General features: G+C 34.2%; 40 protein-coding genes. 37 read left to right on the top strand and 3 right to left on the bottom strand.

All coding sequences use genetic code 11. The annotated features are described in order from the left end of the window. Positions 1 to 48 precede the first annotated feature (48 nt). The gene (radC, locus tag AABL81_RS02460; protein ID WP_158209393.1) at positions 49 to 741 is read left to right on the top strand and encodes a RadC family protein; all 693 of its coding nucleotides are present in this window, start codon (positions 49 to 51) and stop codon (positions 739 to 741) included. Between the two features lie 55 nt (positions 742 to 796). Next, entirely contained in the window at positions 797 to 1495 is a 699-nt protein-coding gene (locus tag AABL81_RS02465) for a YjjG family noncanonical pyrimidine nucleotidase (RefSeq protein ID WP_158209392.1), read from the top strand. A 30-nt stretch (positions 1496 to 1525) separates the two neighbouring features. Here the strand turns inward: AABL81_RS02465 and AABL81_RS02470 are convergent, their stop codons facing one another. Further along, entirely contained in the window at positions 1526 to 2803 is a 1278-nt protein-coding gene (locus tag AABL81_RS02470; protein WP_341340297.1) for a replication-associated recombination protein A, read from the bottom strand. 755 nt (positions 2804 to 3558) lie between these two features. On the opposite strand from AABL81_RS02470, the gene AABL81_RS02475 reads away from it, so the two are divergent. Beyond that, positions 3559 to 4386, top strand: coding sequence for a rhomboid family intramembrane serine protease (locus tag AABL81_RS02475; RefSeq protein WP_341340291.1), 828 nt, complete (start codon positions 3559 to 3561; stop codon positions 4384 to 4386). Positions 4387 to 4416: 30 nt separating this feature from the next. On the opposite strand, the gene AABL81_RS02480 is transcribed toward AABL81_RS02475, so the two are convergent. After that, a complete protein-coding gene (locus AABL81_RS02480; protein WP_410505296.1) occupies positions 4417 to 5487 on the bottom strand; it encodes a hypothetical protein in 1071 nt (356 codons plus the stop codon). After that, positions 5462 to 6196, bottom strand: coding sequence for a 23S rRNA (guanosine(2251)-2'-O)-methyltransferase RlmB (gene rlmB / locus AABL81_RS02485; protein ID WP_158209390.1), 735 nt, complete (start codon positions 6194 to 6196; stop codon positions 5462 to 5464). Before rlmB ends, AABL81_RS02480 begins: the two co-directional genes overlap by 26 nt. Positions 6197 to 6653: 457 nt before the next feature. On the opposite strand from rlmB, the gene rpsL reads away from it, so the two are divergent. From rpsL to eno, 34 genes are all read left to right on the top strand, one after another. Next, positions 6654 to 7034: a 30S ribosomal protein S12 gene (rpsL, locus tag AABL81_RS02490; RefSeq protein WP_090410210.1), complete on the top strand. Its 381-nt coding sequence runs from the start codon at positions 6654 to 6656 to the stop codon at positions 7032 to 7034. A 25-nt stretch (positions 7035 to 7059) separates the two neighbouring features. Then, a complete protein-coding gene (gene rpsG, locus AABL81_RS02495) occupies positions 7060 to 7536 on the top strand; it encodes a 30S ribosomal protein S7 (RefSeq protein WP_090410211.1) in 477 nt (158 codons plus the stop codon). Between the two features lie 21 nt (positions 7537 to 7557). After that, positions 7558 to 9693, top strand: coding sequence for an elongation factor G (fusA, locus tag AABL81_RS02500; protein ID WP_341340292.1), 2136 nt, complete (start codon positions 7558 to 7560; stop codon positions 9691 to 9693). Positions 9694 to 9709: 16 nt separating this feature from the next. Next, positions 9710 to 10015 (top strand): 30S ribosomal protein S10, encoded by a 306-nt coding sequence (rpsJ, locus tag AABL81_RS02505; RefSeq protein ID WP_006259497.1) that lies wholly within the window; start codon positions 9710 to 9712, stop codon positions 10013 to 10015. A 105-nt stretch (positions 10016 to 10120) separates the two neighbouring features. Beyond that, entirely contained in the window at positions 10121 to 10738 is a 618-nt protein-coding gene (gene rplC, locus AABL81_RS02510) for a 50S ribosomal protein L3 (RefSeq protein WP_090410213.1), read from the top strand. Then, positions 10738 to 11367 (top strand): 50S ribosomal protein L4, encoded by a 630-nt coding sequence (gene rplD, locus AABL81_RS02515; protein ID WP_090410214.1) that lies wholly within the window; start codon positions 10738 to 10740, stop codon positions 11365 to 11367. The genes rplC and rplD overlap by 1 nt, the downstream gene beginning before the upstream one ends. Positions 11368 to 11374: 7 nt before the next feature. Beyond that, positions 11375 to 11665 (top strand): 50S ribosomal protein L23, encoded by a 291-nt coding sequence (gene rplW / locus AABL81_RS02520; RefSeq protein ID WP_090410215.1) that lies wholly within the window; start codon positions 11375 to 11377, stop codon positions 11663 to 11665. Between the two features lie 10 nt (positions 11666 to 11675). After that, the gene (rplB, locus tag AABL81_RS02525; protein ID WP_090410216.1) at positions 11676 to 12500 is read left to right on the top strand and encodes a 50S ribosomal protein L2; all 825 of its coding nucleotides are present in this window, start codon (positions 11676 to 11678) and stop codon (positions 12498 to 12500) included. Between the two features lie 11 nt (positions 12501 to 12511). After that, positions 12512 to 12790 carry a 30S ribosomal protein S19 gene (gene rpsS, locus AABL81_RS02530; protein WP_090410217.1) on the top strand — a complete coding sequence of 93 codons (279 nt, stop codon included), beginning with the start codon at positions 12512 to 12514 and terminating at the stop codon, positions 12788 to 12790. Between the two features lie 9 nt (positions 12791 to 12799). Beyond that, complete coding sequence (rplV, locus tag AABL81_RS02535) at positions 12800 to 13210, top strand: 50S ribosomal protein L22 (protein WP_090410218.1); 411 nt, start codon at positions 12800 to 12802, stop codon at positions 13208 to 13210. An 8-nt stretch (positions 13211 to 13218) separates the two neighbouring features. Beyond that, positions 13219 to 13938: a 30S ribosomal protein S3 gene (gene rpsC, locus AABL81_RS02540; protein WP_090410219.1), complete on the top strand. Its 720-nt coding sequence runs from the start codon at positions 13219 to 13221 to the stop codon at positions 13936 to 13938. 18 nt (positions 13939 to 13956) lie between these two features. Further along, the gene (gene rplP, locus AABL81_RS02545) at positions 13957 to 14376 is read left to right on the top strand and encodes a 50S ribosomal protein L16 (RefSeq protein WP_090410220.1); all 420 of its coding nucleotides are present in this window, start codon (positions 13957 to 13959) and stop codon (positions 14374 to 14376) included. Positions 14377 to 14388: 12 nt separating this feature from the next. Beyond that, positions 14389 to 14580 carry a 50S ribosomal protein L29 gene (rpmC, locus tag AABL81_RS02550; protein ID WP_090410221.1) on the top strand — a complete coding sequence of 64 codons (192 nt, stop codon included), beginning with the start codon at positions 14389 to 14391 and terminating at the stop codon, positions 14578 to 14580. A 17-nt stretch (positions 14581 to 14597) separates the two neighbouring features. Continuing rightward, positions 14598 to 14855: a 30S ribosomal protein S17 gene (rpsQ, locus tag AABL81_RS02555; protein ID WP_090410222.1), complete on the top strand. Its 258-nt coding sequence runs from the start codon at positions 14598 to 14600 to the stop codon at positions 14853 to 14855. Between the two features lie 2 nt (positions 14856 to 14857). Continuing rightward, entirely contained in the window at positions 14858 to 15226 is a 369-nt protein-coding gene (gene rplN / locus AABL81_RS02560; RefSeq protein ID WP_090410223.1) for a 50S ribosomal protein L14, read from the top strand. A gap of 12 nt (positions 15227 to 15238) precedes the next feature. Beyond that, positions 15239 to 15553: a 50S ribosomal protein L24 gene (gene rplX / locus AABL81_RS02565; RefSeq protein ID WP_090410224.1), complete on the top strand. Its 315-nt coding sequence runs from the start codon at positions 15239 to 15241 to the stop codon at positions 15551 to 15553. Positions 15554 to 15555: 2 nt separating this feature from the next. After that, a complete protein-coding gene (gene rplE, locus AABL81_RS02570; protein WP_090410225.1) occupies positions 15556 to 16107 on the top strand; it encodes a 50S ribosomal protein L5 in 552 nt (183 codons plus the stop codon). A gap of 2 nt (positions 16108 to 16109) precedes the next feature. Further along, positions 16110 to 16379: a 30S ribosomal protein S14 gene (gene rpsN, locus AABL81_RS02575; protein WP_090410226.1), complete on the top strand. Its 270-nt coding sequence runs from the start codon at positions 16110 to 16112 to the stop codon at positions 16377 to 16379. Between the two features lie 22 nt (positions 16380 to 16401). Continuing rightward, positions 16402 to 16800: a 30S ribosomal protein S8 gene (gene rpsH, locus AABL81_RS02580; RefSeq protein ID WP_090410227.1), complete on the top strand. Its 399-nt coding sequence runs from the start codon at positions 16402 to 16404 to the stop codon at positions 16798 to 16800. Positions 16801 to 16817: 17 nt separating this feature from the next. Then, positions 16818 to 17360: a 50S ribosomal protein L6 gene (gene rplF / locus AABL81_RS02585; RefSeq protein ID WP_158209388.1), complete on the top strand. Its 543-nt coding sequence runs from the start codon at positions 16818 to 16820 to the stop codon at positions 17358 to 17360. Positions 17361 to 17371: 11 nt separating this feature from the next. Further along, the gene (rplR, locus tag AABL81_RS02590) at positions 17372 to 17722 is read left to right on the top strand and encodes a 50S ribosomal protein L18 (RefSeq protein ID WP_158209387.1); all 351 of its coding nucleotides are present in this window, start codon (positions 17372 to 17374) and stop codon (positions 17720 to 17722) included. Between the two features lie 6 nt (positions 17723 to 17728). Next, positions 17729 to 18253 (top strand): 30S ribosomal protein S5, encoded by a 525-nt coding sequence (rpsE, locus tag AABL81_RS02595; RefSeq protein WP_158209386.1) that lies wholly within the window; start codon positions 17729 to 17731, stop codon positions 18251 to 18253. Between the two features lie 12 nt (positions 18254 to 18265). Further along, positions 18266 to 18448, top strand: coding sequence for a 50S ribosomal protein L30 (gene rpmD, locus AABL81_RS02600; protein ID WP_090410231.1), 183 nt, complete (start codon positions 18266 to 18268; stop codon positions 18446 to 18448). Positions 18449 to 18459: 11 nt separating this feature from the next. Then, entirely contained in the window at positions 18460 to 18912 is a 453-nt protein-coding gene (gene rplO / locus AABL81_RS02605; protein ID WP_090410232.1) for a 50S ribosomal protein L15, read from the top strand. Between the two features lie 16 nt (positions 18913 to 18928). Beyond that, positions 18929 to 20275: a preprotein translocase subunit SecY gene (secY, locus tag AABL81_RS02610; protein ID WP_090410233.1), complete on the top strand. Its 1347-nt coding sequence runs from the start codon at positions 18929 to 18931 to the stop codon at positions 20273 to 20275. A 6-nt stretch (positions 20276 to 20281) separates the two neighbouring features. Beyond that, positions 20282 to 20497: a translation initiation factor IF-1 gene (infA, locus tag AABL81_RS02615; protein ID WP_090410234.1), complete on the top strand. Its 216-nt coding sequence runs from the start codon at positions 20282 to 20284 to the stop codon at positions 20495 to 20497. Positions 20498 to 20510: 13 nt separating this feature from the next. Further along, on the top strand, positions 20511 to 20627 hold the full coding sequence (ykgO, locus tag AABL81_RS02620) for a type B 50S ribosomal protein L36 (protein WP_002987490.1): 117 nt from the start codon (positions 20511 to 20513) through the stop codon (positions 20625 to 20627). A 2-nt stretch (positions 20628 to 20629) separates the two neighbouring features. Next, positions 20630 to 21004, top strand: a complete 375-nt coding sequence (gene rpsM, locus AABL81_RS02625) for a 30S ribosomal protein S13 (protein WP_158209385.1) — start codon at positions 20630 to 20632, stop codon at positions 21002 to 21004. 11 nt (positions 21005 to 21015) lie between these two features. Then, a complete protein-coding gene (gene rpsK, locus AABL81_RS02630) occupies positions 21016 to 21399 on the top strand; it encodes a 30S ribosomal protein S11 (protein ID WP_090410236.1) in 384 nt (127 codons plus the stop codon). Positions 21400 to 21485: 86 nt separating this feature from the next. Continuing rightward, entirely contained in the window at positions 21486 to 22091 is a 606-nt protein-coding gene (gene rpsD, locus AABL81_RS02635) for a 30S ribosomal protein S4 (RefSeq protein ID WP_158209384.1), read from the top strand. 25 nt (positions 22092 to 22116) lie between these two features. Continuing rightward, entirely contained in the window at positions 22117 to 23109 is a 993-nt protein-coding gene (locus AABL81_RS02640) for a DNA-directed RNA polymerase subunit alpha (RefSeq protein ID WP_158209383.1), read from the top strand. A 31-nt stretch (positions 23110 to 23140) separates the two neighbouring features. Further along, positions 23141 to 23602 (top strand): 50S ribosomal protein L17, encoded by a 462-nt coding sequence (rplQ, locus tag AABL81_RS02645; protein ID WP_158209382.1) that lies wholly within the window; start codon positions 23141 to 23143, stop codon positions 23600 to 23602. 97 nt (positions 23603 to 23699) lie between these two features. Beyond that, positions 23700 to 24818, top strand: coding sequence for a glutamine-hydrolyzing carbamoyl-phosphate synthase small subunit (gene carA, locus AABL81_RS02650; protein ID WP_341340293.1), 1119 nt, complete (start codon positions 23700 to 23702; stop codon positions 24816 to 24818). Between the two features lie 103 nt (positions 24819 to 24921). Next, positions 24922 to 26211 carry a phosphopyruvate hydratase gene (gene eno / locus AABL81_RS02655; protein WP_158209380.1) on the top strand — a complete coding sequence of 430 codons (1290 nt, stop codon included), beginning with the start codon at positions 24922 to 24924 and terminating at the stop codon, positions 26209 to 26211. Positions 26212 to 26475: the final 264 nt, after the last annotated feature.

Consider the following 26475-nt stretch of genomic DNA (forward strand, 5'->3'; position numbering starts at 1 on the left):
TCAAGGCTTGATTTTTGATAGTGATAAGTTGCTATTAAAATATCAAAAATGGAAAAACAAAGGATTACTATCAAAGAATGGGCTGAAGACGACCGGCCACGAGAAAAATTAGTTTTAAAAGGAAAGGCATCGTTAAGTGATGCCGAATTACTGGCAATACTTATTGGTTCGGGAAATAAAGAAGAATCAGCAGTTGAGCTATGTAAGAAAATATTACTTACCTATAATAATAACTTAGGATTATTAGCACGGCAAAGTTTAAGCCAATTGACTTCATTTAAAGGAATAGGAGAGGCTAAAGCTATTTCAATTATTGCTGCATTAGAACTTGGTCAACGTAGACGAATGAATGAACAATTAGATTTGTCTAAGATTACATCAAGTAAAGATGTTTTTGAAATTATGAATCCGATTATAGGAAGTTTAGATCACGAAGAGTTCTGGGTTATCTTTCTGAATAATTCAAATAAGATTAAGTTTAAAACGTCTTTAAGTAAAGGGGGAATGACAGGAACGGTTGTTGATATTCGCGTCTTATTTCAAATTGCCTTAGAGCAAAAAGCGACAGGAATTATCTTGTCTCACAATCATCCAAGTGGGAAACTTAAACCCAGTGAGGCAGATATTTCAATCACCAAAAAAATAAAGGAAGCAGGAAAAGTAATGGATGTTCAGGTGTTAGACCACGTTATTGTAACTGAATATAGTTACTATAGTTTTGCAGATGAAGGTTTGTTATAGTGCTTACTAAATTTAGAATACTTAATTTTGTCGCTAACACAATGAAATTATAGGTATGAGTTTTGGAGGTTTTTCTGGAAAGACAAATATATTTTTTGATTTAGATCACACTTTATGGGATTTTGAAACAAATTCAGCAAAGGCTTTTGAGCAGGTAATAGCTGAGTCTAATTTTCCTTTTACAAGTGAACAGTTTTTAAATTATTACATAGATATTAATGCTGTTTACTGGGATAAATATAGTTTGAATCAAGTAACAAAAGAGGAGTTAAGGGTAGGACGTATTCGCGATACATTTGAGGCTTTGGACTACGAAAGTAGTGTAGAGGGAATTCTGAAATTAGGAGATGAATATATACGTACTTTACCTAATTTTAATCATCTTTTTGATGGGGCTGTAGAATTGTTAGACTATTTACAACAAAAATATAGATTACATATAATCACAAATGGATTTAGTGAAGTTCAACAAAAGAAGTTGTCTAATTCAGGAATTGAAGATTATTTTATTACGGTTACTAATTCAGAATTAGCAGGAGTTAATAAACCAGATCCACAAATATTTCACTTTGCTATGAATCAAGCGAAAGCAAAAGTGGATGAAGCGGTGATGGTAGGGGATAACTTATTAGCAGATATTAAAGGTGCTTTAGGTGTAGGAATGGATGCTATTTATTATAATCAATTTGATAAAGAAGTATCGCCGGAGATTATACAAGTAAATGAACTAATAAAAATAAAAGACCTACTTTAAGAGTAGGTCTTTTATTTTATAATTAGAGTCTTAATAGTTATATTTTATCTGCCATCTGTTTTTCAAGAATTCACGAGTACTCTTTTCTCTGCTATTATCGCCAGGTTCATAAAGTACAAGACCACTAATCTCATTAGGTAAGTATTCTTGCTCTACGAAGTTGCCAGAATAATCGTGTGAGTATTTGTAGTCCTCACCATAACCTAACTCTTTCATTAATTTAGTTGGGGCATTTCTTAAGTGAATAGGAATCGATAAATCGCCAGTTTGTTTCACTACTTGTTGTGCTTTTCCAATAGCTAAATAGGTTGAATTACTTTTAGGCGATGTAGCTAAATAAATAGCGCATTGGCTTAGTAATATTCTACTTTCAGGATAACCAATAACAGAAACAGCTTGGAATGTATTTGTTGCCATAATTAAAGCAGTAGGATTTGCATTTCCGATATCTTCAGATGCAGAAATAACAAGCCTCCTTGCAATGAACTTTACATCTTCACCTCCTTCAATCATTCTTGCTAACCAATAGACAGCACCATTAGGATCACTTCCTCTAATTGATTTGATGAATGCTGAGATGATATCATAATGTTGTTCACCAGTTTTGTCATACAAAACAGTATTTTTTTGAACAACCTTCATAACCATTTCATTCTTGATTTCAATCTTGTCATCCGTTGTTGCGTTGACAATAAGTTCAAATGTGTTCAAAAGTTTACGGCCATCACCACCAGATAATCTAAAAAGAGCTTCTGTTTCTTTTAAGGTTATCTCTTTTGATTGTAAAAATTTGTCTTTAGCAATAGCTCGAATAAGTAGTGCGTTTAAATCTTCTTTGGTGAAAGCATTAAGGGTGTAAACCTGGCATCTTGAAAGTAAAGCAGGTATTACTTCAAAACTTGGATTTTCTGTGGTTGCACCAATTAGAGTTACCCATCCACGTTCAACCGCAGCAAGCAATGAGTCTTGTTGAGATTTGCTAAAACGATGGATCTCATCAATAAATAAGATTGGATTTCGAGCAGCAAATAAGCCTGTATTTTGTTTAGCTTTATCAATTACTTCACGAATATCTTTTACCCCAGCATTGATAGCACTTAATACATAGAAAGGACGTTCACTTTCTTTAGCTATAATTTCCGCTAATGTAGTTTTACCAGTACCAGGAGGTCCCCAAAAGATAAGGGAAGGAATAAATCCCATTTTCAATTGATTGGTCAGAATACCTGTTTCTCCCACTAAATGGGATTGACTGATATAATCTTCTAATGAATGCGGTCTGACTCTCTCTGCTAAAGGTGCTTCCATAGTATCTTTCTTAATAACTTTATTCACAAAAATACAACGCTTTTTTAAACTTCATCAACAATCTGTTTATTATGATTACATCAACAGCTTTTAGTTGTGATTGAATATGTTTAAAAATAGAAAACTTTAATGACTGGAAGCATCAATTGTGATTGCTAATTAGCTGTATAGTGCTGAACGCGATGATTTATTTTAAATAAAAAAAGCTAATCTTAAACGTATTTTTGTTTAAAAACTGGACTTGTAAATACTTTTTTAGTCAAAAAAATGCCTGTTTTTAAAGATTATAAGTGCTATTTTAGAGATAATATTACTTTTATAGAACAATATTATTTTACTTTTTTGAGTCTGTTTTTTAGAGTTATTTATCCGTAAGCCCTTTAAGTACGGAGATTAATAGATTTATCTTATGCAATATTTCTTGTAGATTTTTTATAGAATTATCTGAGGGGTGTCTGAGTATTGTCCGACAATGGTCCGACTTTAAGGCCCTCAACCCGTGTAAACACGGAAAATTCTCAGATGAGAGTCAGAGAATACTATTTTAAGATATTGTCAATGGTTTGTTTAAGGGAGTGTTGAATGTGAGTTTAATTATAGTAGTTCCTTTGTTGATGAGGGGGGAGAGCTGTTTATAAAGGTAGTTTTAAGATATTAAGAAGTTGGCTTTTGCTTTAATTGATAGATATGATCAAGAATTACAATTAAAGTTTCTTTTGTTATTTAATATTCACAATAGTTACTAAATTAGGAGGATGAATCAAAAGAATCCACCCTTTACAATTTCGCTTTTGTTATTACCTCTTTTTGCTGTGGTAATTATATGGGGTGTTTACTGGGCTGATTGGACCTACTATTTAGAATTATATAGGTATGGTGTTTATCCTCGTACTTTGAGCGGATTGCGAGGTATTCTGTTTAGTCCTTTTATTCACGGAGGGTTAAAGCATTTATATAACAATTCAGCTGCATTATTTGTATTGCTAACGTTACTTCAATACTTCTATAAAAAACAAGTATGGGCTGTACTTGGCTTTGGTATTATACTTTCGGGTATTGGTACTTGGCTAATAGCAAGAGAGAGCTTTCACATAGGGGCAAGTGGTTTGGTTTATGTTTTAGTGAGCTTTATCTTTTTTAAAGGAGTACAAACCAGATATTTTAGATTGATGGCTTTGTCATTAGTAATAGTTGTTTTGTATGGTGGTACTGTCTGGTATATGTTTCCAGAGATAGAAGAAGGGATTTCTTGGGAAGGACATTTAAGTGGTTTTATAACTGGTTTAATATTGAGTTTTGTTTTGTCTAATCCAGAAATGCCTGAAAAGTATTACAAATACGAATGGCAAAAACCAGATTATGATGAAAGTAGAGATCCATTTATGCAATGCTTTGATAAAGATGGGAACTTTATAATAATTCCCAAAGAAGTAGTTGTTGAAAGAGATTATAAGAATCCTTTTCGTTCTTCGTTACCCATTATATATAATAAGCTATATCCTATAAAACAAAATAAGGATTTGCAAGAAGGGTTAATTAAGTTGTTGATGATTGCTCTTGATAAAAGAGAGATTACTAAATAGTAACAAGATCAAAATAAAAAAGCGTCTTCATTAAAAGACGCTTTTATAATTTTTAATGACATAGTTTATCATAGTCTCTAATATTTCTCCCATATTAGAGCAGTATTTAAATTGTTTGTCTTTGCTCAAGTTGTACAAATCGAGTTTGAGATGATCTATATTTTCGAGAGTTGAAATGGTGTCTTTTTTCATTACCTCAATTAGGTCATCAAATCGTTCTTTGTTACTCAAAACTCTTCTGACTAAAACGGAACGGACTTCTTTTCGATACTGTTCTATTGAATTGTCTTTTAGTTTGTCTAAAACCATCATGACTACCGTACTATTTTCTTTGAAAAACTGGGGCATATAAAACTTTAAATTGCCTTCATAATTTTGCTGATCAAAGTCAATAGGACGTATTCTATAAACTACTTGGTCAAAATCGTGGGTAGGAATGATAACGTAATTATACGATCTCATATCACCTAATAAGCCAAGTAGACATCTTTCATTGAACTTTACAAATTCTTTAGAGATTTGTGCTTTTTCTAATTCAGTACATTTTGGCAAGTGGTCTTTTATAAACACATCAGCAGGAATTCCTAAGATGTGCTCTTCAATTAAAGTTTCCTTATAAACCAAAAAGTTCATTGGGTAAGGAGAGAGCATCTCTTCTAATTCTAACCCGTATATTCTTGAAGCATCGGCTCTTTTTATATAAAGATTTGTAAAGTTGTCATTCAGAATATTTCTTACTTTAATTCTAAAGGGTTTTGAATTGCCAAACGAACAAAAGTCAATGCTGTCAATTGTTAAGAATGGCAATGTTTGTTCATCTCCATCAGAATGAAGTAAAGTGTATATTTTTGTTAGACTTGCTTCAATTTCTTTGTATTCGTGTTCAGGATAATAAACTCTTAACCAAAGTGTATCATTTCCTTTAGAATCTTCTAAATTGATAAAACCACAAAAGCGCATTAAGTCATCATAGAAAATACTGGTCTTAGTAATACGGTTGTATTTTTCTAAGTACGCTTCAAGTTCTTGATTAACTGGAAAATTAGGTTTTTTTTGTAGTTTAGTCTTTTTCAAATTATCTTCTTTGTCTGATAGTTTCATACAAGAAAGCACCACAAGCAACAGATACGTTTAATGAATCAATTACACTAAACATCGGTAGTTTTGCTTTCTCGTCGATGATTTTTAATACAGAAGGGTTGATTCCTTTATCTTCACTACCCATAATAATAGCTAAAGGTACGTTTAGATCTACGTCGTAAATTTCTTTCTCAGCTTTTTCAGTAGCTCCTAAAGTGATTACACCAGAACCTTGTAAATAGAATACAGCATCTTTAATGTGATCAACTTTACAAATAGGAATATTAAAAACAGCACCAGCAGATGTTTTAACAGTATCTCCATTTACTGGAGCAGCACCATTTTTACCAACGATGATTCCGTCAGCACCACAACATACAGCAGTACGTATAATAGCTCCAAAATTACGAGCATCTGATAATTGGTCTAAAATAAGGAATAGAGGTTTATCTTTTTTCTCTAAAACAGATTCAACTAAAGTTTCTAAAGCAACAAATGCAATAGGGGCAATGTTAGCAATAGCACCTTGGTGATTCTTTTTAGTAAGTCTGTTTAATTTTTCAATAGGTACATATGAAAAATTAATATTATTCTTTTTTAAGTTTTTGATAAGTTCATTCATTAGCTCACCTTGAGCGTCTTTCTGAATAAAAACTTTATCAATGTCTTTTCCTGCTTCTATGGCTTCGATAATTGCGCGAATACCAAATATTTGATTGTCCTGTTCCATTTTGCAAAGGTAAATATATTTTGTGTTCAACAATACAAGAAAGTTTAAATGCTCTCTATATTATAAGGAGAGAGAATTATTGGAATGTTTTTTGTGTTTTGTTTTTTTGTAAAATGTTGTTTTTTAGATTTTTGTATTCAATTTTAGGTTTTGTTTTGACAATGTGAAAAGCTTAAATAAGATGTTTTTTTGGTTTTGACGATTATTTTTCTTATATTGAATATGCAAAAAGTATTTCTATTAAAAACTAAAAATACAGGATAAATCTAAGTAATATGGGGGTTTGAAAAACGCTCAGGATAAACACGTTCTTTTTTGTATTAAAAGGAATAGGTAAAAAAAATTAATTCTGTTGAAAATTAGTGTTTTGAGATTTGAATAATTAAAAAATAGTTATACATTTGCAACCCCGTATATAGTGCGGAATAATATATTGTAGAAATTATTAATAAACATTATGCCAACAATTCAACAATTAGTAAGAACAGGGAGAACCCAATTGACTAAGAAGAGTAAATCGGTTGCTTTGGATTCTTGTCCTCAAAGAAGAGGTGTTTGTACGCGTGTTTATACTACTACACCAAAAAAACCTAACTCTGCAATGCGTAAAGTTGCAAGGGTACGTTTGACAAATGGTAATGAAGTAAACGCTTACATCCCAGGAGAAGGACACAATTTACAAGAGCACTCGATAGTATTAGTTAGAGGTGGAAGGGTGAAAGACTTACCAGGTGTTAGATACCACATCGTTCGTGGAGCTTTGGATACTGCAGGAGTAAGCGGTAGAACTCAAAGAAGATCTAAATATGGTGCTAAACGCCCTAAAGACAAAAAATAATCGTATAAACGTTTAAGAAACAGACATGAGAAAAAGACAGGCTAAAAAGAGACCTCTTTTACCAGATCCAAAATTTAATGACCAGTTAGTAACTCGTTTCGTTAATAACTTGATGTGGGATGGAAAAAAGTCTACAGCGTTTAAAGTTTTCTATGATGCTTTAGAAATCGTAGAAGAAAAGAAACAAGATGAAGAAAAAACTTCATTAGATGTTTGGAAAGATGCATTAACTAACGTTATGCCACACGTAGAGGTTCGTTCTCGTCGTGTTGGTGGAGCAACATTCCAAATTCCAATGCAAATTCGTCCGGATAGAAAGATCTCTATGGCAATGAAATGGATGATTTTGTATGCGAGAAAAAGAAATGAGAAATCTATGGCTGCAAGATTAGCATCTGAAATTTTAGCTGCTGCTAAAGAAGAAGGAGCTGCTGTTAAAAAGAGAATGGATACTCATAAAATGGCTGAAGCTAATAAAGCATTCTCTCACTTTAGATTTTAATCCATACAGAAACTATATACAATGGCAAGAGATTTAAAATATACAAGAAATATTGGTATCGCTGCTCACATCGATGCTGGTAAAACAACTACTACAGAGCGTATTTTGTTCTATACAGGTAAAAACCATAAAATGGGAGAGACTCACGAAGGATCTGCTACTATGGACTGGATGGAGCAAGAAGCAGAAAGAGGTATTACAATTACTTCAGCTGCAACTACTTGTACTTGGAGTTTCCCAACGAATCAAGGGGTAAAATTGCCTGATTCAATGGAATACCACTTCAATATTATTGATACTCCAGGACACGTTGACTTTACAGTAGAGGTTAACCGTTCTTTACGTGTATTAGATGGATTAGTATTCTTATTTAGTGCTGTTGATGGTGTTGAGCCTCAATCAGAAACTAACTGGAGATTAGCTGATAATTACAAAGTACCTCGTATGGGGTTTGTAAATAAAATGGACCGTCAAGGTGCTAACTTCTTAGCTGTTTGTCAGCAAGTTAAAGATATGTTGAAATCAAATGCAGTGCCGATTGTTTTACCAATTGGTGATGAAGCTGATTTTAGAGGTATCGTTGACTTAGTTAAAAACAGAGCAATCGTATGGCACGATGAGAACCACGGTTCTACATTTGATGTTGTTGAGATTCCTGCTGACATGGTTGATGATGTTAAACAATACAGAGGTCAATTAATCGAAGAGGTTGCGGCTTATGACGAAAACCTTTTAGAAAAATATATGATGGATGAGGAATCAATTTCTGAGGACGAAATCCACGCTGCATTAAGAGCTGCAACTTTGGATATGAGTATCATTCCAATGACTTGTGGATCTTCATTCAAAAACAAAGGTGTTCAGTTTATGTTAGACGCTGTTTGTCGTTACTTACCTTCTCCAATGGACAAGGAAGGTATTGAAGGAACAGATCCTGATACTGAAGAGCCAATCGTACGTAAACCATCTGTAACAGAGCCGTTCTCTGCATTAGCGTTTAAAATTGCTACTGACCCATTCGTAGGTCGTTTAGCTTTCTTTAGAACTTATTCAGGACACTTAGATGCAGGTTCTTACGTATTGAATACTCGTTCTGGTAATAAAGAGCGTATTTCTCGTATCTACCAAATGCACGCTAACAAACAAAATCCAATCGAATATATTGAGGCTGGAGATATTGGAGCTGCTGTAGGGTTTAAAGATATCAAAACTGGAGATACTCTATGTGATGAGAAAAACCCAATCGTTTTAGAAAGTATGATTTTCCCAGATCCTGTAATTGGTATCGCTATTGAGCCAAAAACAAAAGCGGATATGGATAGAATGGGTACTGCTTTAGCTAAATTAGCTGAGGAAGATCCAACGTTCACAGTGAAAACTGACCATGCTTCTGGACAAACAGTAATTTCTGGTATGGGAGAGTTACACTTAGACGTGTTAATCGACCGTATGAAACGTGAGTTTAAAGTAGAAGTTAACCAAGGTGAACCACAAGTAGAGTACAAAGAGGCTCTTACACGTGATGCACAACACAGAGAGGTTTATAAAAAACAATCTGGTGGACGTGGTAAATTCGCTGATATCGTTTTCAAAATTGGACCTGCAGAAGACGTTGATGGTAAACCAGCAGTTGGATTACAATTCGTTAATGAGGTTAAAGGTGGTAACGTACCAAAAGAATATATTCCTTCAGTAGAAAAAGGATTTAGAGAAGCAATGAAACAAGGACCTTTAGCAGGATTCGAAATGGATTCTATGAAAGTTACTTTAACTGATGGATCTTTCCACGCAGTTGACTCTGATGCTTTATCTTTCGAATTAGCTGCTAAAATGGGATATAAAGAGTCTGCAAAAGCTGCAGGAGCTGTTATTCTTGAGCCAATTATGAAGTTAGAAGTGTTAACTCCAGAAGAAAACATGGGTGATATTGTAGGTGACTTAAACCGTCGTCGTGGACAAATCAACAGCATGGATGATAGAGCTGGTTCTAAAGTTGTTAAAGCTTCAGTTCCATTATCAGAAATGTTTGGTTATGTTACTACATTAAGAACATTATCATCAGGTAGAGCTACTTCTACAATGGAGTTCTCTCATTATGCAGAAACACCTTCTAATATTTCTGAAGGAGTTATTGCAAAAGCTAAAGGAAACGCATAATCTTAGTTAGAGAAAAATGAGTCAAAAAATCAGAATAAAATTAAAATCTTACGATCATATGTTGGTTGATAAATCAGCTGAGAAAATCGTAAAAACTGTAAAAAGTACAGGTGCAGTAGTAACAGGACCAATTCCGTTACCAACACACAAAAAAATATTTACTGTTCTTCGTTCTCCTCACGTGAACAAAAAAGCAAGAGAGCAGTTTGAATTAAGTTCTTACAAAAGATTGTTAGATATCTATTCTTCATCTTCTAAAACAATTGATGCTTTAATGAAATTAGAGTTACCAAGTGGAGTAGAAGTTGAAATCAAAGTGTGATAAATAACGCTTAGTTCGAAACAAAAATTTTATAACTAAGTATTGAGGTAATTGCCTCAATACTTAGTTCTTTTAAATTGAAAAATAAATTTTAAATAAATATTTATGTCTGGGTTAATTGGTAAAAAAATCGGCATGACAAGTATTTTCGATGAAAACGGGAAAAACCTTCCTTGTACAGTAATCGAATTAGGTCCAAATGTCGTTACCCAAGTCAGAACCAATGAGGTTGACGGGTATGAAGCGTTACAACTTGGTTTCGATGACAAGACAGAGAAACATGCTACTAAAGCTGAGTTAGGTCACTTTAAGAAAGCTGGAACATCTGCTAAAAGAAAAGTTGTTGAAATCAAAGAATTCGAAGGTGATTACAAATTAGGTGATGTTATCACTGTTGATTTGTTCGCTGAAGGTGAGTTTGTAGACGTTCAAGGTGTGTCTAAAGGAAAAGGATTCCAAGGGGTTGTTAAACGTCACGGTTTCGGTGGAGTAGGTCAAGTTACTCACGGACAAAAGAACCGTTTAAGAGCACCAGGATCTGTAGGAGCTTCTTCTTACCCATCAAGAGTATTCAAAGGAATGCGTATGGCGGGAAGAACTGGAGGAGTAAATGTAACAGTACAAAACCTTAGAGTTTTAAAAGTAGTTGCTGATAAAAATCTACTTGTTGTTAAAGGAGCTATTCCTGGACACAAAAACTCTTATGTAATCGTTCAGAAGTAATGGAAGTAAAAGTTTTAGATATCACAGGAAAAGATACTGGAAGAAAAGTTGAACTTTTAGATTCAGTATTCGGTATAGAACCAAACAATCACGCAGTATATCTTGATGTTAAACAATATTTAGCAAATCAAAGACAAGGTACTCATAAAGCTAAAGAAAGAGCTGAGATATCTGGTAGTACTCGTAAGATTAAAAAACAAAAAGGAACTGGTACAGCGAGAGCGGGAAGTATCAAGTCTCCAGTTTTCAGAGGAGGGGGAAGAATCTTCGGACCAAGACCAAGAAACTACTCTTTCAAATTAAACAAAAGTTTAAAACGTTTAGCGAGAAAATCTGCTTTCTCTATCATGATGAAAGAATCAAATTTAATCGTTGTTGAAGACTTTAATTTCGAAGCACCAAGTACTAAAAAATTCATTAACGTTTTGAATGCTTTAGGGTTGGAAAATAAAAAATCTCTATTTGTGTTGGGTGAATCAAATAATAATGTATATTTGTCATCACGCAATTTAGAGAAGTCTGCTGTTGTAACTAACTCAGAATTAAGCACTTACGCTGTTTTAAACGCAGGTAGTTTAGTGTTAACTGAAGGATCTGTAGCAGGAATTGTTGAAAATTTAAGTAAATAATAGGAAGATGAGTGTTTTAATTAAGCCTATAATTACAGAAAAAATAACTAAAGACGGCGAAATTTTCGGCCGCTTTGGTTTTGTAGTTGATAGAAAAGCTAACAAAATTGAGATTAAAAAAGCTGTTGAGGCAGCTTATGGAGTTACTGTTGTTAGTGTAAATACTATGAACTACGGTGCTGAGCGTTCTGTTAAGTACACTAAAAGTGGAATGATCAACGCTAAAACTAATGCTTATAAAAAAGCAATAGTTGAATTGAAAGAAGGAGAAAGTATAGACTTTTATTCAAATATCTAATTAATAAGTAATGTCAGTTAGAAAATTAAAACCTATTACCCCAGGTCAGCGTTTTAGAGTTGTAAATAGTTTTGACGCTATAACAACTGATAAGCCGGAGCGTAGTTTACTAGCACCGAAAAAAAAATCTGGAGGTAGAAATAGTCAAGGAAAAATGACCATGCGCTACATGGGTGGTGGTCATAAGCAAAGATACCGTGTTGTAGATTTCAAAAGAACTAAAGCAGGTATCCCAGCTACTGTTAAGACAATTGAGTATGATCCAAACAGATCAGCGTTCATTTCATTGATCGCTTATGCAGATGGAGCTAAATCATACATCATTGCTCAAAGCGGTATGAAAGTTGGACAAACTGTAGTTTCAGGACCTGATGCTTCACCAGAAGTTGGAAATGCAATGACTTTAAAAACTATTCCATTAGGAACAGTTATTTCTTGTATCGAGTTACGCCCTGGACAAGGTGCTGTTATCGCTCGTTCAGCAGGAACTTTTGCTCAATTAGTTGCTAGAGATGGTAAATATGCTACAATCAAAATGCCTTCTGGAGAAATCCGTTTGATTTTGTTAGAGTGTATGGCTACTATCGGAGCTGTTTCTAATCACGATCACCAATTAATCGTTTCAGGTAAAGCTGGTAGATCAAGATGGTTAGGAAGAAGACCTAGAACTAGACCAGTAGCAATGAACCCAGTAGATCACCCAATGGGAGGTGGAGAAGGTCGTTCGTCAGGAGGACACCCACGTTCTAGAAATGGAATGCCTGCTAAAGGGTACAGAACTCGTTCTAAAGTTAAGGCGAGTAATAAGTATATCGTTGAACGTAGAAAGAAATAAAAGATTAAGACATGGCACGTTCGTTAAAAAAGGGACCTTATGTTCACTTCAAATTAGAGAAAAAGGTTCAACAAAATGTTGAAGCTGGTGGTAAAGGAGTTATCAAGACTTGGTCAAGAGCTTCTATGATTACTCCAGACTTCGTTGGACAAACTATTGCAGTACATAATGGTCGTCAATTTGTTCCTGTGTATGTTACAGAGAACATGGTAGGACATAAATTAGGTGAGTTTTCGCCAACAAGATCTTTTAGAGGTCACGCTGGTGCAAAGAATAAAGGTAAAAAATAATAAGAAGCTATGGGAGTTCGTAAAAGAGAAAGAGCAGAGCAAGTTAAAGAAGCTAATAAGCAAGTTGCTTTTGCTAAGCTAAACAATTGCCCTACTTCTCCTAGAAAAATGCGCTTAGTTGCGGATTTAGTAAGAGGTCAGAAAGTAGAAAAAGCTCTAAATATATTAAGATTCAGTTCAAAAGAAGCTTCTCGTAAATTAGAGAAATTACTTTTGTCTGCTATTGCAAACTGGCAAGCGAAAAACAGTGATTCAAACATTGAAGAAGCTGGATTGATCGTTAAAGAAATCAGAGTTGATGGTGGTATGATGTTGAAAAGACTTCGTCCAGCACCTCAAGGAAGAGCACACAGAATCAGAAAACGTTCTAATCACGTTACAATCGTATTAGGATCTAATAATAACACACAAAGCAATTAGTAAACAGTATGGGACAAAAAACTAATCCAATCGGGAATCGCCTTGGTATTATCAGAGGATGGGACTCAAACTGGTATGGTGGAAACGACTACGGTGATAAAATCGCTGAAGATCACAAAATCAGAAAGTACATCCATGCTCGTTTATCAAAAGCTAGTGTATCTAAAGTAATCATTGAGAGAACTTTGAAGCTTGTAACCGTTACTATCACTACTGCTAGACCTGGTATCATTATCGGAAAAGGTGGACAAGAGGTAGACAAGTTAAAAGAAGAATTGAAAAAGATTACTGATAAGGAAGTTCAAATCAACATCTTTGAAATCAAACGTCCTGAGATTGATGGATATTTAGTGGCTGCTAGTATCGCTCGTCAAATCGAAAACAGAATTTCTTACCGTAGAGCTATCCGTATGGCTATGGCTGCAGCGATGAGAATGAATGCAGAAGGAATCAAAGTAATGATTTCTGGTCGTTTAAACGGAGCTGAAATGGCACGTTCTGAAACATTCAAAGAAGGAAGAATTCCATTATCAACTTTCAGAGCTGATATTGATTATGCACTTGCAGAAGCTCACACTACTTACGGTAGAATGGGAATCAAAGTGTGGATCATGAAAGGTGAAGTTTACGGTAAAAGAGATCTTTCTCCGTTAGCTGGTATGGATAAAAAACAATCCAAATCATCAGGGTCTCCAAAAGGTAAATCTAACCCACGCAAAAGAAAGTAATTTTTAAACTGAAGAAAAATGTTACAGCCTAAAAGAACAAAATACCGTAAGGTACAGAAAGGTAAAATGAAAGGGATTTCTCAAAGAGGGCATGAACTTTCAAATGGTATGTTTGGAATCAAATCTATGGACTCTGCATTTATTACTTCACGTCAAATCGAGGCAGCGCGTATCGCTGCTACTCGTTTTATGAAACGTGAAGGGCAGTTATGGATTAAAATTTTCCCAGACAAACCGATCACTAAGAAACCTCTCGAAGTACGTATGGGTAAAGGTAAAGGTGCAGTAGAATACTGGGTTGCTGTGGTAAAACCAGGAAGAATCATGTTCGAAGTTGGTGGAGTGCCAATTTCAGTAGCTAAAGAAGCTTTGCGTCTTGCAGCTCAAAAACTTCCTGTAAAAACTAAATTTGTAATTGCTAGAGATTTCGAAGCATAATAAAATTTTATCATGAAACAATCAGAAATAGTAAATCTATCTGTAGCTGAATTACAAGATCAACTAAACCAGTTGACTAGCACATATAACAGCTTAAAGTCTTCTCATGCAGTTTCTCCAATCGAGAATCCTCTTCAAATTAAATCAATTAGAAGAAGTATTGCAAGAGTTAAAACTGAACTAAGCAAAAGAGAGTTACAATAATTGTATTTTGCCGAAAGATGGAAAATAGAAAATTAAGAAAAGAAAGAATAGGTGTTGTTACTAGCAACAAAATGGAGAAATCTATCGTTGTAGCTGAAGTAAAAAGAGTTAAACACCCATTATATGGTAAGTTCGTGTTGAAAACGAAGAAATACGTTGCACACGACGAAACAAATGACTGCAACATTGGAGATACAGTTAAGATTATGGAGACTCGTCCAGTATCTAAATCTAAATGTTGGAGATTAGTTGAAATCATTGAAAGAGCGAAATAATTATGGTACAACAAGAATCTAGACTTAAAGTAGCAGATAACACAGGAGCAAAAGAAGTTTTGACTATCCGTGTTTTAGGAGGAACGAAACGTCGTTATGCCTCTGTAGGTGATAAAATTGTAGTTTCTATTAAAGAAGCAACTCCAAACGGAAGCGTTAAGAAAGGAGCTGTTTCAACTGCAGTAGTTGTGCGTACCAAAAAAGAAGTGAGAAGAGCTGATGGATCTTACATCAGATTCGATGATAACGCTTGTGTATTATTGAATGCTGCAGGTGAGATGAAAGGAACTCGTGTTTTTGGTCCAGTAGCAAGAGAACTTCGTGAAAGACAATTCATGAAAATTGTATCATTAGCACCTGAGGTGTTGTAATTCGTTCTAAACATGATTAAGCTAAAGATAAAAACAGGAGATACAGTACGAGTTATCGCTGGAGATCACAAAGGATCAGAAGGTAAAATCGTACGTGTATTACGTGAAAAGAACAAAGCTATTGTTGAAGGAGTTAACATGATTTCAAAACATGTTAAGCCAAGTGCTTCTAACCCTCAAGGTGGAATTGTTAAAAAAGAAGCTCCGATTCATATTTCTAACTTAGCGATCGTTGATCCTAAGACTAATGAAGTTACTAAAGTAGCTATCAAAGAAGAAAATGGAAAAAATGTAAGAGTTTCTAAAAAATCAAATCAAGTATTATAGTTATGGCTTATATACCAAGACTTAAAGAAGAATATAAAAGCAGAGTTATCTCTGCTCTTACTGAGGAATTCGGTTATAAAAACGTAATGCAAGTTCCTAAACTTGAGAAAATCGTTGTTAGCCGTGGAGTTGGTGCTGCTGTTTCTGACAAAAAATTAGTTGATTACGCTGTTGAGGAGTTAACTAAAATTACAGGACAGAAAGCAGTTGCAACAATTTCTAAGAAAGACGTTGCTTCTTTCAAATTAAGAAAAGGAATGCCAATTGGGGCAAAAGTAACGTTACGTGGAGAGAAAATGTACGAGTTTTTAGACCGTTTAGTTACTTCAGCTTTACCACGAGTTAGAGATTTTTCTGGTATTAAATCTGATGGATTTGACGGAAGAGGAAATTATAACTTAGGTGTTACTGAGCAAATTATTTTCCCTGAAATCAACATCGATAAAGTAAACAAAATCGCTGGTTTTGATATCACTTTCGTTACATCTGCTAATACAGATAAAGAAGCGAAATCTTTACTTGCTGAATTAGGATTACCTTTTAAAAAGAATTAAGTATGGCTAAAGAATCAATGAAAGCCCGTGAGGTTAAAAGACAGGCATTAGTAGATAAATATGCTGCTAAAAGAAAAGCTCTTTTAGAGGCAGGTGACTACGAAGGATTACAACTGTTACCTAAAAATGCTTCACCAGTACGTTTACACAACAGATGTAAATTGACAGGTAGACCAAGAGGGTATATGCGTCAATTCGGTATTTCTCGTGTTACTTTCCGTGAGATGGCAAACAATGGGTTAATACCTGGTGTTAAAAAGGCAAGTTGGTAATTAAGATTTAAAGGTAAAAACAATGTATACAGATCCAATAGCAGATTTCCTTACAAGAGTTAGAAACGCTGTTAGAGCAAACCACAAAGTGGTTGAAATCCCAGCATCTAATTTCAAAAAAGAAATCACAAAAATTTTATTCGATCAAGGATATATCTTAAGCTATAAATTTGATGACAGTACAGTTCAAGGTACAATCAAAATAGCTCTAAAATATGATAAAGACACGAAAGAGTCTGTAATTAGAGATATCCAAAGAATTAGTAAACCAGGTTTGCGTAAATACGCTTCTGCAACAGACCTTCCAAGAATCTTAAATGGTTTAGGAATCGCTATCGTGTCAACTTCAAGAGGATTGATGACAGGAAAACAAGCGAAACAATTAAACGTTGGTGGAGAAGTAGTTTGTTACGTATACTAATTTAAAAAGACTAAGAGATGTCAAGAATAGGAAAAAGTCCAATAGCAATTCCTGCTGGTGTAACTGTAACAGTTAACGAAGGAGAAGTTGTTGTAAAAGGTAAATTAGGAGAACTTACTCAGAAATTTAATACAGTTAGTGTTAAAGTTGAAGAAAATCAAGTTATTGTTGAGCGTTCTTCTGATGCAAAAGAAGAAAGAGCACAACACGGTTTATACCGTAGTTTAATCAATAACATGATCACTGGTGTTTCTGAAGGATTTACTATCAGTTTAGAATTGGTTGGGGTAGGATATCGTGCTTCTAACCAAGGACAAAAATTAGATTTAGCTTTAGGATTCTCTCACAATATTGTGTTGAATGTTGCGCCAGAAGTTAATGTGGAAACTATATCTGAAAAAGGTAAAAACCCTATCATTAAATTAACTTCATTTGACAAACAATTAGTTGGTCAAGTTGCAGCTAAAATCCGTTCATACCGTAAACCAGAACCTTACAAAGGTAAAGGTATCAAGTTTGTGGGTGAAGAGTTAAGAAGAAAAGCAGGTAAATCAGCTTAAAAATTAAGACTATGTCATTAACAAAATCTGAGAGAAGACAACGTATAAAATTCAGAATCAGAAAGACAGTTAGCGGTACTCCTGCTCAACCAAGACTTTCTGTTTTCAGAAGTAATAAAGAAATCTATGCACAAGTTATAGATGACGTGAATGGAGTAACTCTTGCTGCTGCATCTTCAAGAGAAGCAGGTATAACAAGAGGAACCAATATTGAAACTGCTGCATCGGTTGGGAAACTAATTGCAGAGAAAGCTTTAAAAGCTGGGGTTGAAACTGTATCTTTTGATAGAAGCGGTTATTTATACCACGGACGTGTTAAATCATTAGCAGAAGGAGCTAGAGAAGCTGGATTAAAATTCTAATTAGTTATGTATCAAAATTATAAAAACGTAGAATTTGTAAAACCAAGTGGTCTTGATTTAAAAGATCGTTTGGTTAGTGTAAATCGTGTTACCAAAGTAACTAAAGGGGGAAGAGCTTTTGGATTCTCAGCTGTAGTTGTTGTAGGTGATGAAAACGGTGTAGTGGGTCATGGTTTGGGTAAATCAAAAGACGTTTCTGAAGCAATCGCTAAAGCAGTAGAGGATGCTAAGAAAAATCTAGTTAGAATTCCTTTAAACGGACATACTATTCCTCACGAGCAAAAAGGAAAATTTAGTGGAGCAAGAGTTTTATTGATGCCTGCATCTTTAGGTACTGGAGTTATCGCTGGAGGTTCTGTTAGATCGGTTGTGGAATCTGTAGGAATCACGGATTTATTATCTAAATCTCAAGGTTCTTCTAACCCACATAACGTGGTGAAAGCTACTTTCGATGCTTTATTACGCCTAAGAAGTGCTTCTACAGTTGCAAAACAAAGAGGAATTTCTTTAGAAAAAGTATTTAAAGGTTAATTTGAAAGAATTATGTCAAAGATTAAAGTAAAACAAGTAAGAAGCCAAATTAATTGTCCTCTTAATCAAAAGAGAACATTAGAGGCTTTAGGACTTCGTAAAATGGGACAGGTAGTAGAACATGAGTCTACATCTGCTATTTTAGGAATGGTAAATAAAGTTCAACACTTAGTTTCTGTAGAAGAAATTAAATAATATTGTAAAGTATGAATTTAAGTAATTTACAACCAGCTAACGGTTCAGTACACAACCAAAACAAACGTGTTGGTCGTGGTGAAGGTTCTGGAAAAGGAGGAACTTCTACAAAAGGACATAAAGGAGCTAAATCACGTTCAGGATATTCTAAAAAGATCGGATTTGAAGGAGGGCAAATGCCACTTCAAAGACGTGTTCCTAAATTTGGTTTCAAAAATATCAATAGAGTAGAATATGATGTTATTAACTTAGAGAAATTACAGTCTTTAGTTGATAGCGGAGTGATTACAGATACTGTTGATTTCGCTCTTTTAGTTGAGTTAGGATTAACTTCTAAGAATAGTTTGGTTAAGGTTTTAGGGCGTGGAGAAATCAAAGCAAAATTGAAAGTTTCTGCACACAAGTTTTCAGCATCTGCTATTGAAGCAATCGAGGCAGCTGGAGGAGAAATTGTAAAGTTATAAAATCTTAATAAACAAGATGAAGAAGTTTTTTGAAACATTAGCCAGTATTTGGAAAATAGAGGAGTTGAAGAACAAAATCTTGATAACATTGGGATTATTACTTGTGTACCGTTTTGGTACACAAGTAACCCTTCCAGGTATTGACGCAACGAAATTGCAAGCTTTAACAGAGCAAACTGACCAAGGTATTGGTTGGTTGATTAATGTTTTTACAGGTGGTGCATTTTCGCAAGCATCTGTATTTGCATTAGGTATTATGCCTTATATTTCTGCTTCCATTGTTGTTCAGTTGATGGGAATCGCGGTTCCTTATCTTCAGAAACTCCAAAATGATGGGGAAAGCGGTAGAAAGAAAATGAACCAGATAACAAGATGGTTAACTATTGGTATTACTTTATTACAAGGACCTAGCTATATCTATAACTTGTATGTCCAACTACCATCAGATGCATTTTTGTTAGGTTTCAATTCTTTCTCATTCTTGTTTTCTTCAGTAATTATACTAGTTACCGGAACTATTTTTGCAATGTGGTTAGGTGAGAAAATTACTGATAAAGGTATTGGAAATGGTATTTCATTATTGATTATGGTTGGTATTATTGCAAGACTTCCAATGTCTTTCATCCAAGAATTCCAATCAAGAATCACTGATAATAATGGAGGACCAATGTTGGTGGTTATAGAAGTAATTTTATGGTTGTTAATCATTGTTGCTTGTATCTATTTAACTCTTGCAGTGAGACGTATACCGGTTCAATATGCAAGAAGAAGTGCTTCGGGGACTTATGATCAATCTATGTTAGGCGGTAATCGTCAGTGGATCCCTTTAAAGCTAAATGCTTCAGGAGTAATGCCGATCATTTTTGCTCAAGCAATTATGTTCGTGCCAGCTGCAGTAGCTGGTTTATCTACTTCTGATACTGCTAAATCAATCAGTTCTACATTCCATAATGTGTTCGGATGGCAGTATAATTTACTTTTTGCTTTATTAATCATAATTTTTACGTACTTTTACACCGCAATTACAGTACCTACTAATAAAATGGCAGACGATCTTAAGAGAAGTGGTGGATTTATCCCAGGTGTTAAGCCAGGATCTGACACTGCTGATTACTTAGATAGAATTATGTCGTTAATTACATTCCCAGGGTCTCTTTATCTGGCTTTGATAGCAATTTTTCCTGCTATTGTAGTTAGTTTATTAGGAGTTCAACAAGGTTGGGCAATGTTTTACGGTGGAACGTCGTTATTGATTATGGTTAGTGTTGTAATCGATACAATACAACAAGTTAATTCATACTTGCTGAATAAACAGTATGATGGTATGATGACGAGTGGTAAAAATAGGAAAGCAATAGCTTAATTTTTTATGGCAAAACAATCAGCAATAGAACAAGACGGTTCAATCATTGAAGCATTATCAAATGCAATGTTCCGTGTGGAATTAGAAAATGGACATATAGTAATCGCTCATATATCTGGAAAAATGCGTATGCACTACATTAAGTTGTTACCAGGTGACCGAGTTAAATTGGAAATGAGCCCTTACGATTTGACCAAAGCAAGAATTACTTATAGATATTAAAGAGGCTATTAAAATGAAAGTAAGAGCATCAGTTAAAAAAAGAAGTGCCGAGTGCATTATAGTACGTAGAAAAGGTAGACTTTACGTTATTAATAAAAAGAATCCTAGATTTAAACAAAGACAAGGATAATTATGGCAAGAATCGCAGGGGTAGACATACCTAAACACAAAAGAGGAGTTATTGCTTTAACTTATATTTTCGGAATTGGTTCAAGCAGAGCTAAAGAAATTCTTGGAAGAGCGCAAGTTAGCGAAGATAAAAAAGTTCAAGAATGGAATGATGACGAGATCGGAGCTATTCGTGAAGCCGTTTCTCATTTCACTATTGAAGGTGAATTACGTTCTGAAATTTCATTAAATATCAAACGTTTAATGGATATTGGATGCTACAGAGGTATCCGTCATAGAGTTGGTCTTCCTTTAAGAGGACAAAGAACTAAAAACAACTCTAGAACAAGAAAAGGTAAAAGAAAAACTGTTGCTAACAAGAAAAAAGCAACTAAATAATAAGTAGTAATATGGCTAAAGCGAATACAAAAAAACGTAAAGTACTTGTTGAAGCAACAGGTGAAGCTCATATTAATGCGACATTTAACAATATCATCATTTCATTGACTAATAAAAAAGGTGAAGTGATTTCTTGGTCATCAGCAGGTAAAATGGGATTCAGAGGTTCTAAAAAGAACACGCCTTACGCTGCTCAAATGGCTGCAGAAGATTGCGGTAAAGTTGCACTTGAGGCAGGATTGAAAAAAGTAAAAGTTTATGTTAAAGGACCAGGTAACGGAAGAGAATCTGCTATCAGATCTTTACATAACAACGGAATTGAAGTAACAGAGATTATCGATATTACTCCAATGCCACACAACGGATGTCGTCCTCCGAAAAGAAGAAGAGTTTAATTTTATAGTATAACCTAAGGTAGGAATAGATTATCGAAGGAAAGTGACCTGAATTCATAATCCCTACCTTTTTTTAATTTTTAGAAATGGCAAGATATACTGGTCCACAAACGAAAATCGCTCGTAAGTTCGGTGAAGCAATTTTTGGTGATGATAAATCATTCGAAAAAAGAAATTACCCTCCAGGGCAACACGGATTAGCAAAAAAGAGAGGTAAAAAATCTGAGTACGCTGTCCAATTGATGGAGAAACAAAAAGCTAAATATACTTATGGTATTTTAGAAAAACAATTCAGTAATTTATTCAAAAAAGCATCTGCTGCTCGTGGAGTAACAGGTGAAGTTTTGATCCAATTATGTGAGTCAAGATTAGATAACGTTGTTTACAGAATGGGTATCGCTCCTTCTCGTAGAGCTGCACGTCAAATCGTTTCTCACAGACATATTACTGTAAATGGAGAATTGGTTAACATTCCTTCATACCAATTAAAACCTGGTGATAAAGTAGCTGTTCGTGCTAAATCAAAATCTTTAGAAACAATCGAACGTTCATTATCTAATTCTAGTGCTGTTTATGAATGGATTACTTGGAATCCTGAAACTTTAGAAGGTACTTTCGTTTCTGTACCTCAAAGACTTCAAGTTCCTGAAAACATCAAAGAACAGTTAATCGTAGAGTTGTACAACAAATAATAATTGACATTCAGTCGAAACAAATATGGCAATATTTAATTTTCAAAAGCCCGATAAAGTTATCATGATTGATTCGACCGATTTTAAGGGTAAATTCGAATTTAGACCTTTAGAACCGGGATATGGATTGACTATAGGTAATGCATTAAGAAGAGTTCTTCTTTCTTCACTTGAAGGATATGCTATTACTTCAGTTCGTATCGAGGGTGTGGATCATGAGTTTTCTACTATCGCTGGTGTAGTTGAGGATGTTACTGAAATCATTCTTAACTTAAAACAAGTTCGTTTTAAACGTCAAATAGAAGATGTAGATAATGAAACTGTAAGTATTTCTTTCTCAGGAAAAGAACAGTTAACTGCAGGAGACTTCCAGAAATTTATTTCAAGTTTCCAAGTTCTGAACCCAGAATTAGTTATCTGTAACTTGGATAGTAATGTAACTATTAATATGGATCTTACTATTGAGAAGGGAAGAGGTTATGTACCAGCTGAAGAGAATAGAAAACCTAATGCACCTATTGGTACTATCTTTACTGACTCAATTTATACTCCAGTTAAGAACGTTAAGTATGCTATAGAAAACTATCGTGTTGAACAAAAAACTGACTACGAAAAGTTAGTTTTTGATATCATTACAGATGGTTCTATTCATCCAAAAGATGCGTTAACAGAAGCTGCAAAAACTTTAATCCACCACTTTATGTTATTCTCTGATGAGAGAATTACTTTGGAGGCTGATGAGATTGCACAAACTGAATCGTATGACGAGGAATCTCTTCATATGAGACAGCTTCTTAAAACTAAATTGGTAGATCTTGATCTTTCAGTTAGAGCATTGAATTGTTTGAAAGCGGCTGAAGTAGATACATTAGGAGACTTAGTTTCATTTAACAAAAATGACTTAATGAAGTTTAGAAATTTCGGTAAGAAATCTCTTTCTGAATTAGAAGAGTTAGTAGCTGTTAAAGGACTTAATTTCGGTATGGATCTATCAAAATACAAATTAGATAAAGAATAATATAGACTTTAAGTCTAAATTCTAGAAAGAAATGAGACACGGAAAGAAAATAAATCATTTAGGTAGAAAAGCTGGACATAGAAATTCTATGTTGGCTAATATGGCTTGTTCTTTAATTGAGCACAAGCGTATCAATACTACTGTTGCTAAAGCTAAAGCTTTAAAACAGTTTATTGAACCATTAGTAACTAAATCTAAAACTGACGATACTCATAACCGTCGCGTTGTTTTCTCTTATTTAAGAAGCAAAGAGGCTGTTACTGAACTTTTTAGAGAGGTTGCTCAAAAAGTTGGAGATCGTCCAGGAGGATATACTCGTATCATTAAGTTAGGTAACCGTTTAGGTGATAACGCTGATATGGCAATGATCGAATTAGTAGATTTCAATGAAATCTATAATGTTGCTAAGAAAGATGCTAAAAAATCTAACACTCGTAGAGGTAAGAAAAAAGCAACTGAAGCTCCTGCAACTGAAGCAAATACTAATGAATAGTTTTTTTAAAATTATTTATTATTAATTATATTAAAGGACACCCTTTTAGGGTTGTCCTTTTTTTTTATTTTTGTAATTCATACAACACAACTTTATTATGGAATATATAGAAAGAAAAAAGGCTCTTTTAGTTTTAAAAGATGGAACTGTTTTTTATGGTAAATCAATTGGTATAGAAGGTACTGCATTTGGTGAAATCTGCTTTAATACGGGTATGACGGGATATCAAGAGATATTCACTGATCCATCTTATTTTGGTCAAATTATGTTAGCTACTACTGCGCATATTGGAAATTATGGAGTTAATAATAATGAAGTTGATTCGGATAGTATTAAGATAGCAGGTTTAGTTTGTAAGAATTTTAGTTTTAATCATTCACGTGTAGATTCTGATTCTGATTTGTTTACTTACTTAAAGGAGGCAAACTTGGTAGCTATTTCTGATGTCGATACTCGTGCTTTAACTGCTCATATCCGTGATAATGGTGCAATGAATGCAATTATATCTACTGATGGTAAGTCTGTTTCTGAATTGAAGGAATTACTAAGTAATGTTCCTTCAATGGATGGTTTAGAACTTTCATCAAAGGTGTCTACAAAAGAGGCTTATACTTTTGGAGATAGTTCTGCTACTTTTAAGGTTGCAGCAGTGGATTTTGGTATTAAAACTAATATTTTACGTTGCTTTGAAGAGCGTGATTGTTTTGTAAAGGTATTCCCTTATGATGTTTCTTTTGCTGAGTTAGAAGCTTTTGGAGCTGATGGATATTTCTTATCTAATGGACCTGGTGATCCTAAAGCTCTTGCATCACTTGGTGTTTTAGATACAGTGAATAAGGTTATAGATTCAGGTAAACCAGTTTTTGGAATTTGTTTAGGACATCAATTGATAGGTCTCTCACAAGGTGTTTCTACATTTAAAATGTTTAGTGGACATAGAGGTGTTAACCATCCTATTATGAATAGAAAAACAGGTAGAGGAGAGATTACTTCTCAGAATCATGGTTTTGCTATTGAAAAGTCTGCATTAGATAAACATCCAAAATTAGAATTAACACATGTGCATTTAAATGATGGTACAGTAGCTGGTATGAAAATGGTAGACAGAGATGTCTTTTCAGTACAGTATCACCCTGAATCAAGTCCTGGTCCACATGATTCAAGATATTTATTTGATGAGTTCGTACAGAGTATGACAAAAAAGAAAGGAGCTTAATAAGCTCTTTTTTTTTGGTTTTTTATTAGTATTTCGTTGAATTATAGGAATACCTCTTTTTTAATTTGTAAATTTGTTTATACTAAATTTTAAGACACAATATATGAGTACAATTGTAAGTGTGCATGCACGTCAAATCTTAGATTCAAGAGGTAATCCTACTGTTGAAGTTGATGTAATTACTGAGAATGGTTTTTTAGGTAGAGCTGCTGTTCCTTCTGGAGCATCTACTGGTGAACACGAAGCTGTGGAGTTACGTGATGGTGGAAAAGCATTTATGGGTAAAGGAGTTTTGAAAGCAGTTGATAATGTTAATAGTATTATTGCAGAACATGTAGTTGGTGTTAGTGTTTTTGAACAAAATACTATTGATCAACTAATGATTGAACTTGATGGAACTTCAAATAAAGGTAATTTAGGAGCAAATGCGATTTTAGGTGTTTCTCTTGCAGTTGCCAGAGCAGCAGCAGCAGAATTGAATATACCATTGTATCGTTATGTAGGTGGTGTTTCTGCTAATACTTTACCAGTACCTATGATGAATATTATTAATGGAGGTTCTCATTCAGACGCACCGATAGCATTTCAAGAGTTTATGATCATGCCTGTTAAAGCTATCACATTCACACATGCTATGCAAATGGGGACAGAAATTTTTCATCATTTGAAGAAGGTTCTTCACGAAAGAGGATTGAGTACAGCTGTTGGTGATGAAGGTGGTTTTGCTCCAACTTTGAAAGGAACTGAAGATGCATTAGACTCTATCAAAAAAGCGGTTGAAAATGCAGGATATAGATTTGGTGATGAAATTATGATTGCATTAGACTGTGCAGCGTCCGAATTTTATGTTGATGGGAAGTATGATTATACTAAGTTCGAAGGTGATTTAGGTAAAGTACGTACTTCTAAAGAACAAGCTGATTATCTTGCTGAATTAGCAGCAAAATATCCTATTATTTCAATTGAAGATGGAATGCAAGAAGATGATTGGGAAGGATGGAAGTATTTAACTGAAAGAATTGGAGATAAAGTTCAATTAGTTGGAGATGATTTGTTTGTAACAAATGTAGAGCGTTTATCAAAAGGAATTGAAGGTAGTATTGCAAATTCAATTTTAATTAAAGTTAATCAAATAGGTACATTAACAGAAACTATCGCTGCTGTTAATATGGCTAAAAATGCTGGTTATACATCAGTGATGTCTCATCGTTCTGGTGAAACAGAAGATAGCACTATTGCCGATTTAGCTGTGGCTTTAAATTGTGGACAAATTAAAACTGGTTCTGCTTCTCGTTCTGATCGTATGGCTAAATATAACCAATTGCTTAGAATTGAAGAGGAGTTAGGAGATGTTGCTTACTATCCTCAAAGCAATGCTTTTAAAGTGAAGTAATATATTTTATTTATTATATAGTAAAGAGCGATAACAATCAAATGTTATCGCTCTTTTACATTATTAGTTATTCTTTTTACTGTTATGAAACTTAGGTGAGCTATAAAAGCTTTCTTTTTTCTATTTTTTTAGGTTTTTGATTGTTTTGTTTTTTAAGATTTTTATTGAGAAAAATGAAATATACTTTAGGTTAAATTTCGATATGATGTCGTTCAATGTCAAAGCTTAATTTTTAAGTATAATTCTATGTGTTTAGGTTGTGTT

This window comes from Myroides sp. C1519 (assembly GCF_038039755.1).
Classification (GTDB): Bacteria; Bacteroidota; Bacteroidia; order Flavobacteriales; family Flavobacteriaceae; genus Flavobacterium; species Flavobacterium phaeum_A.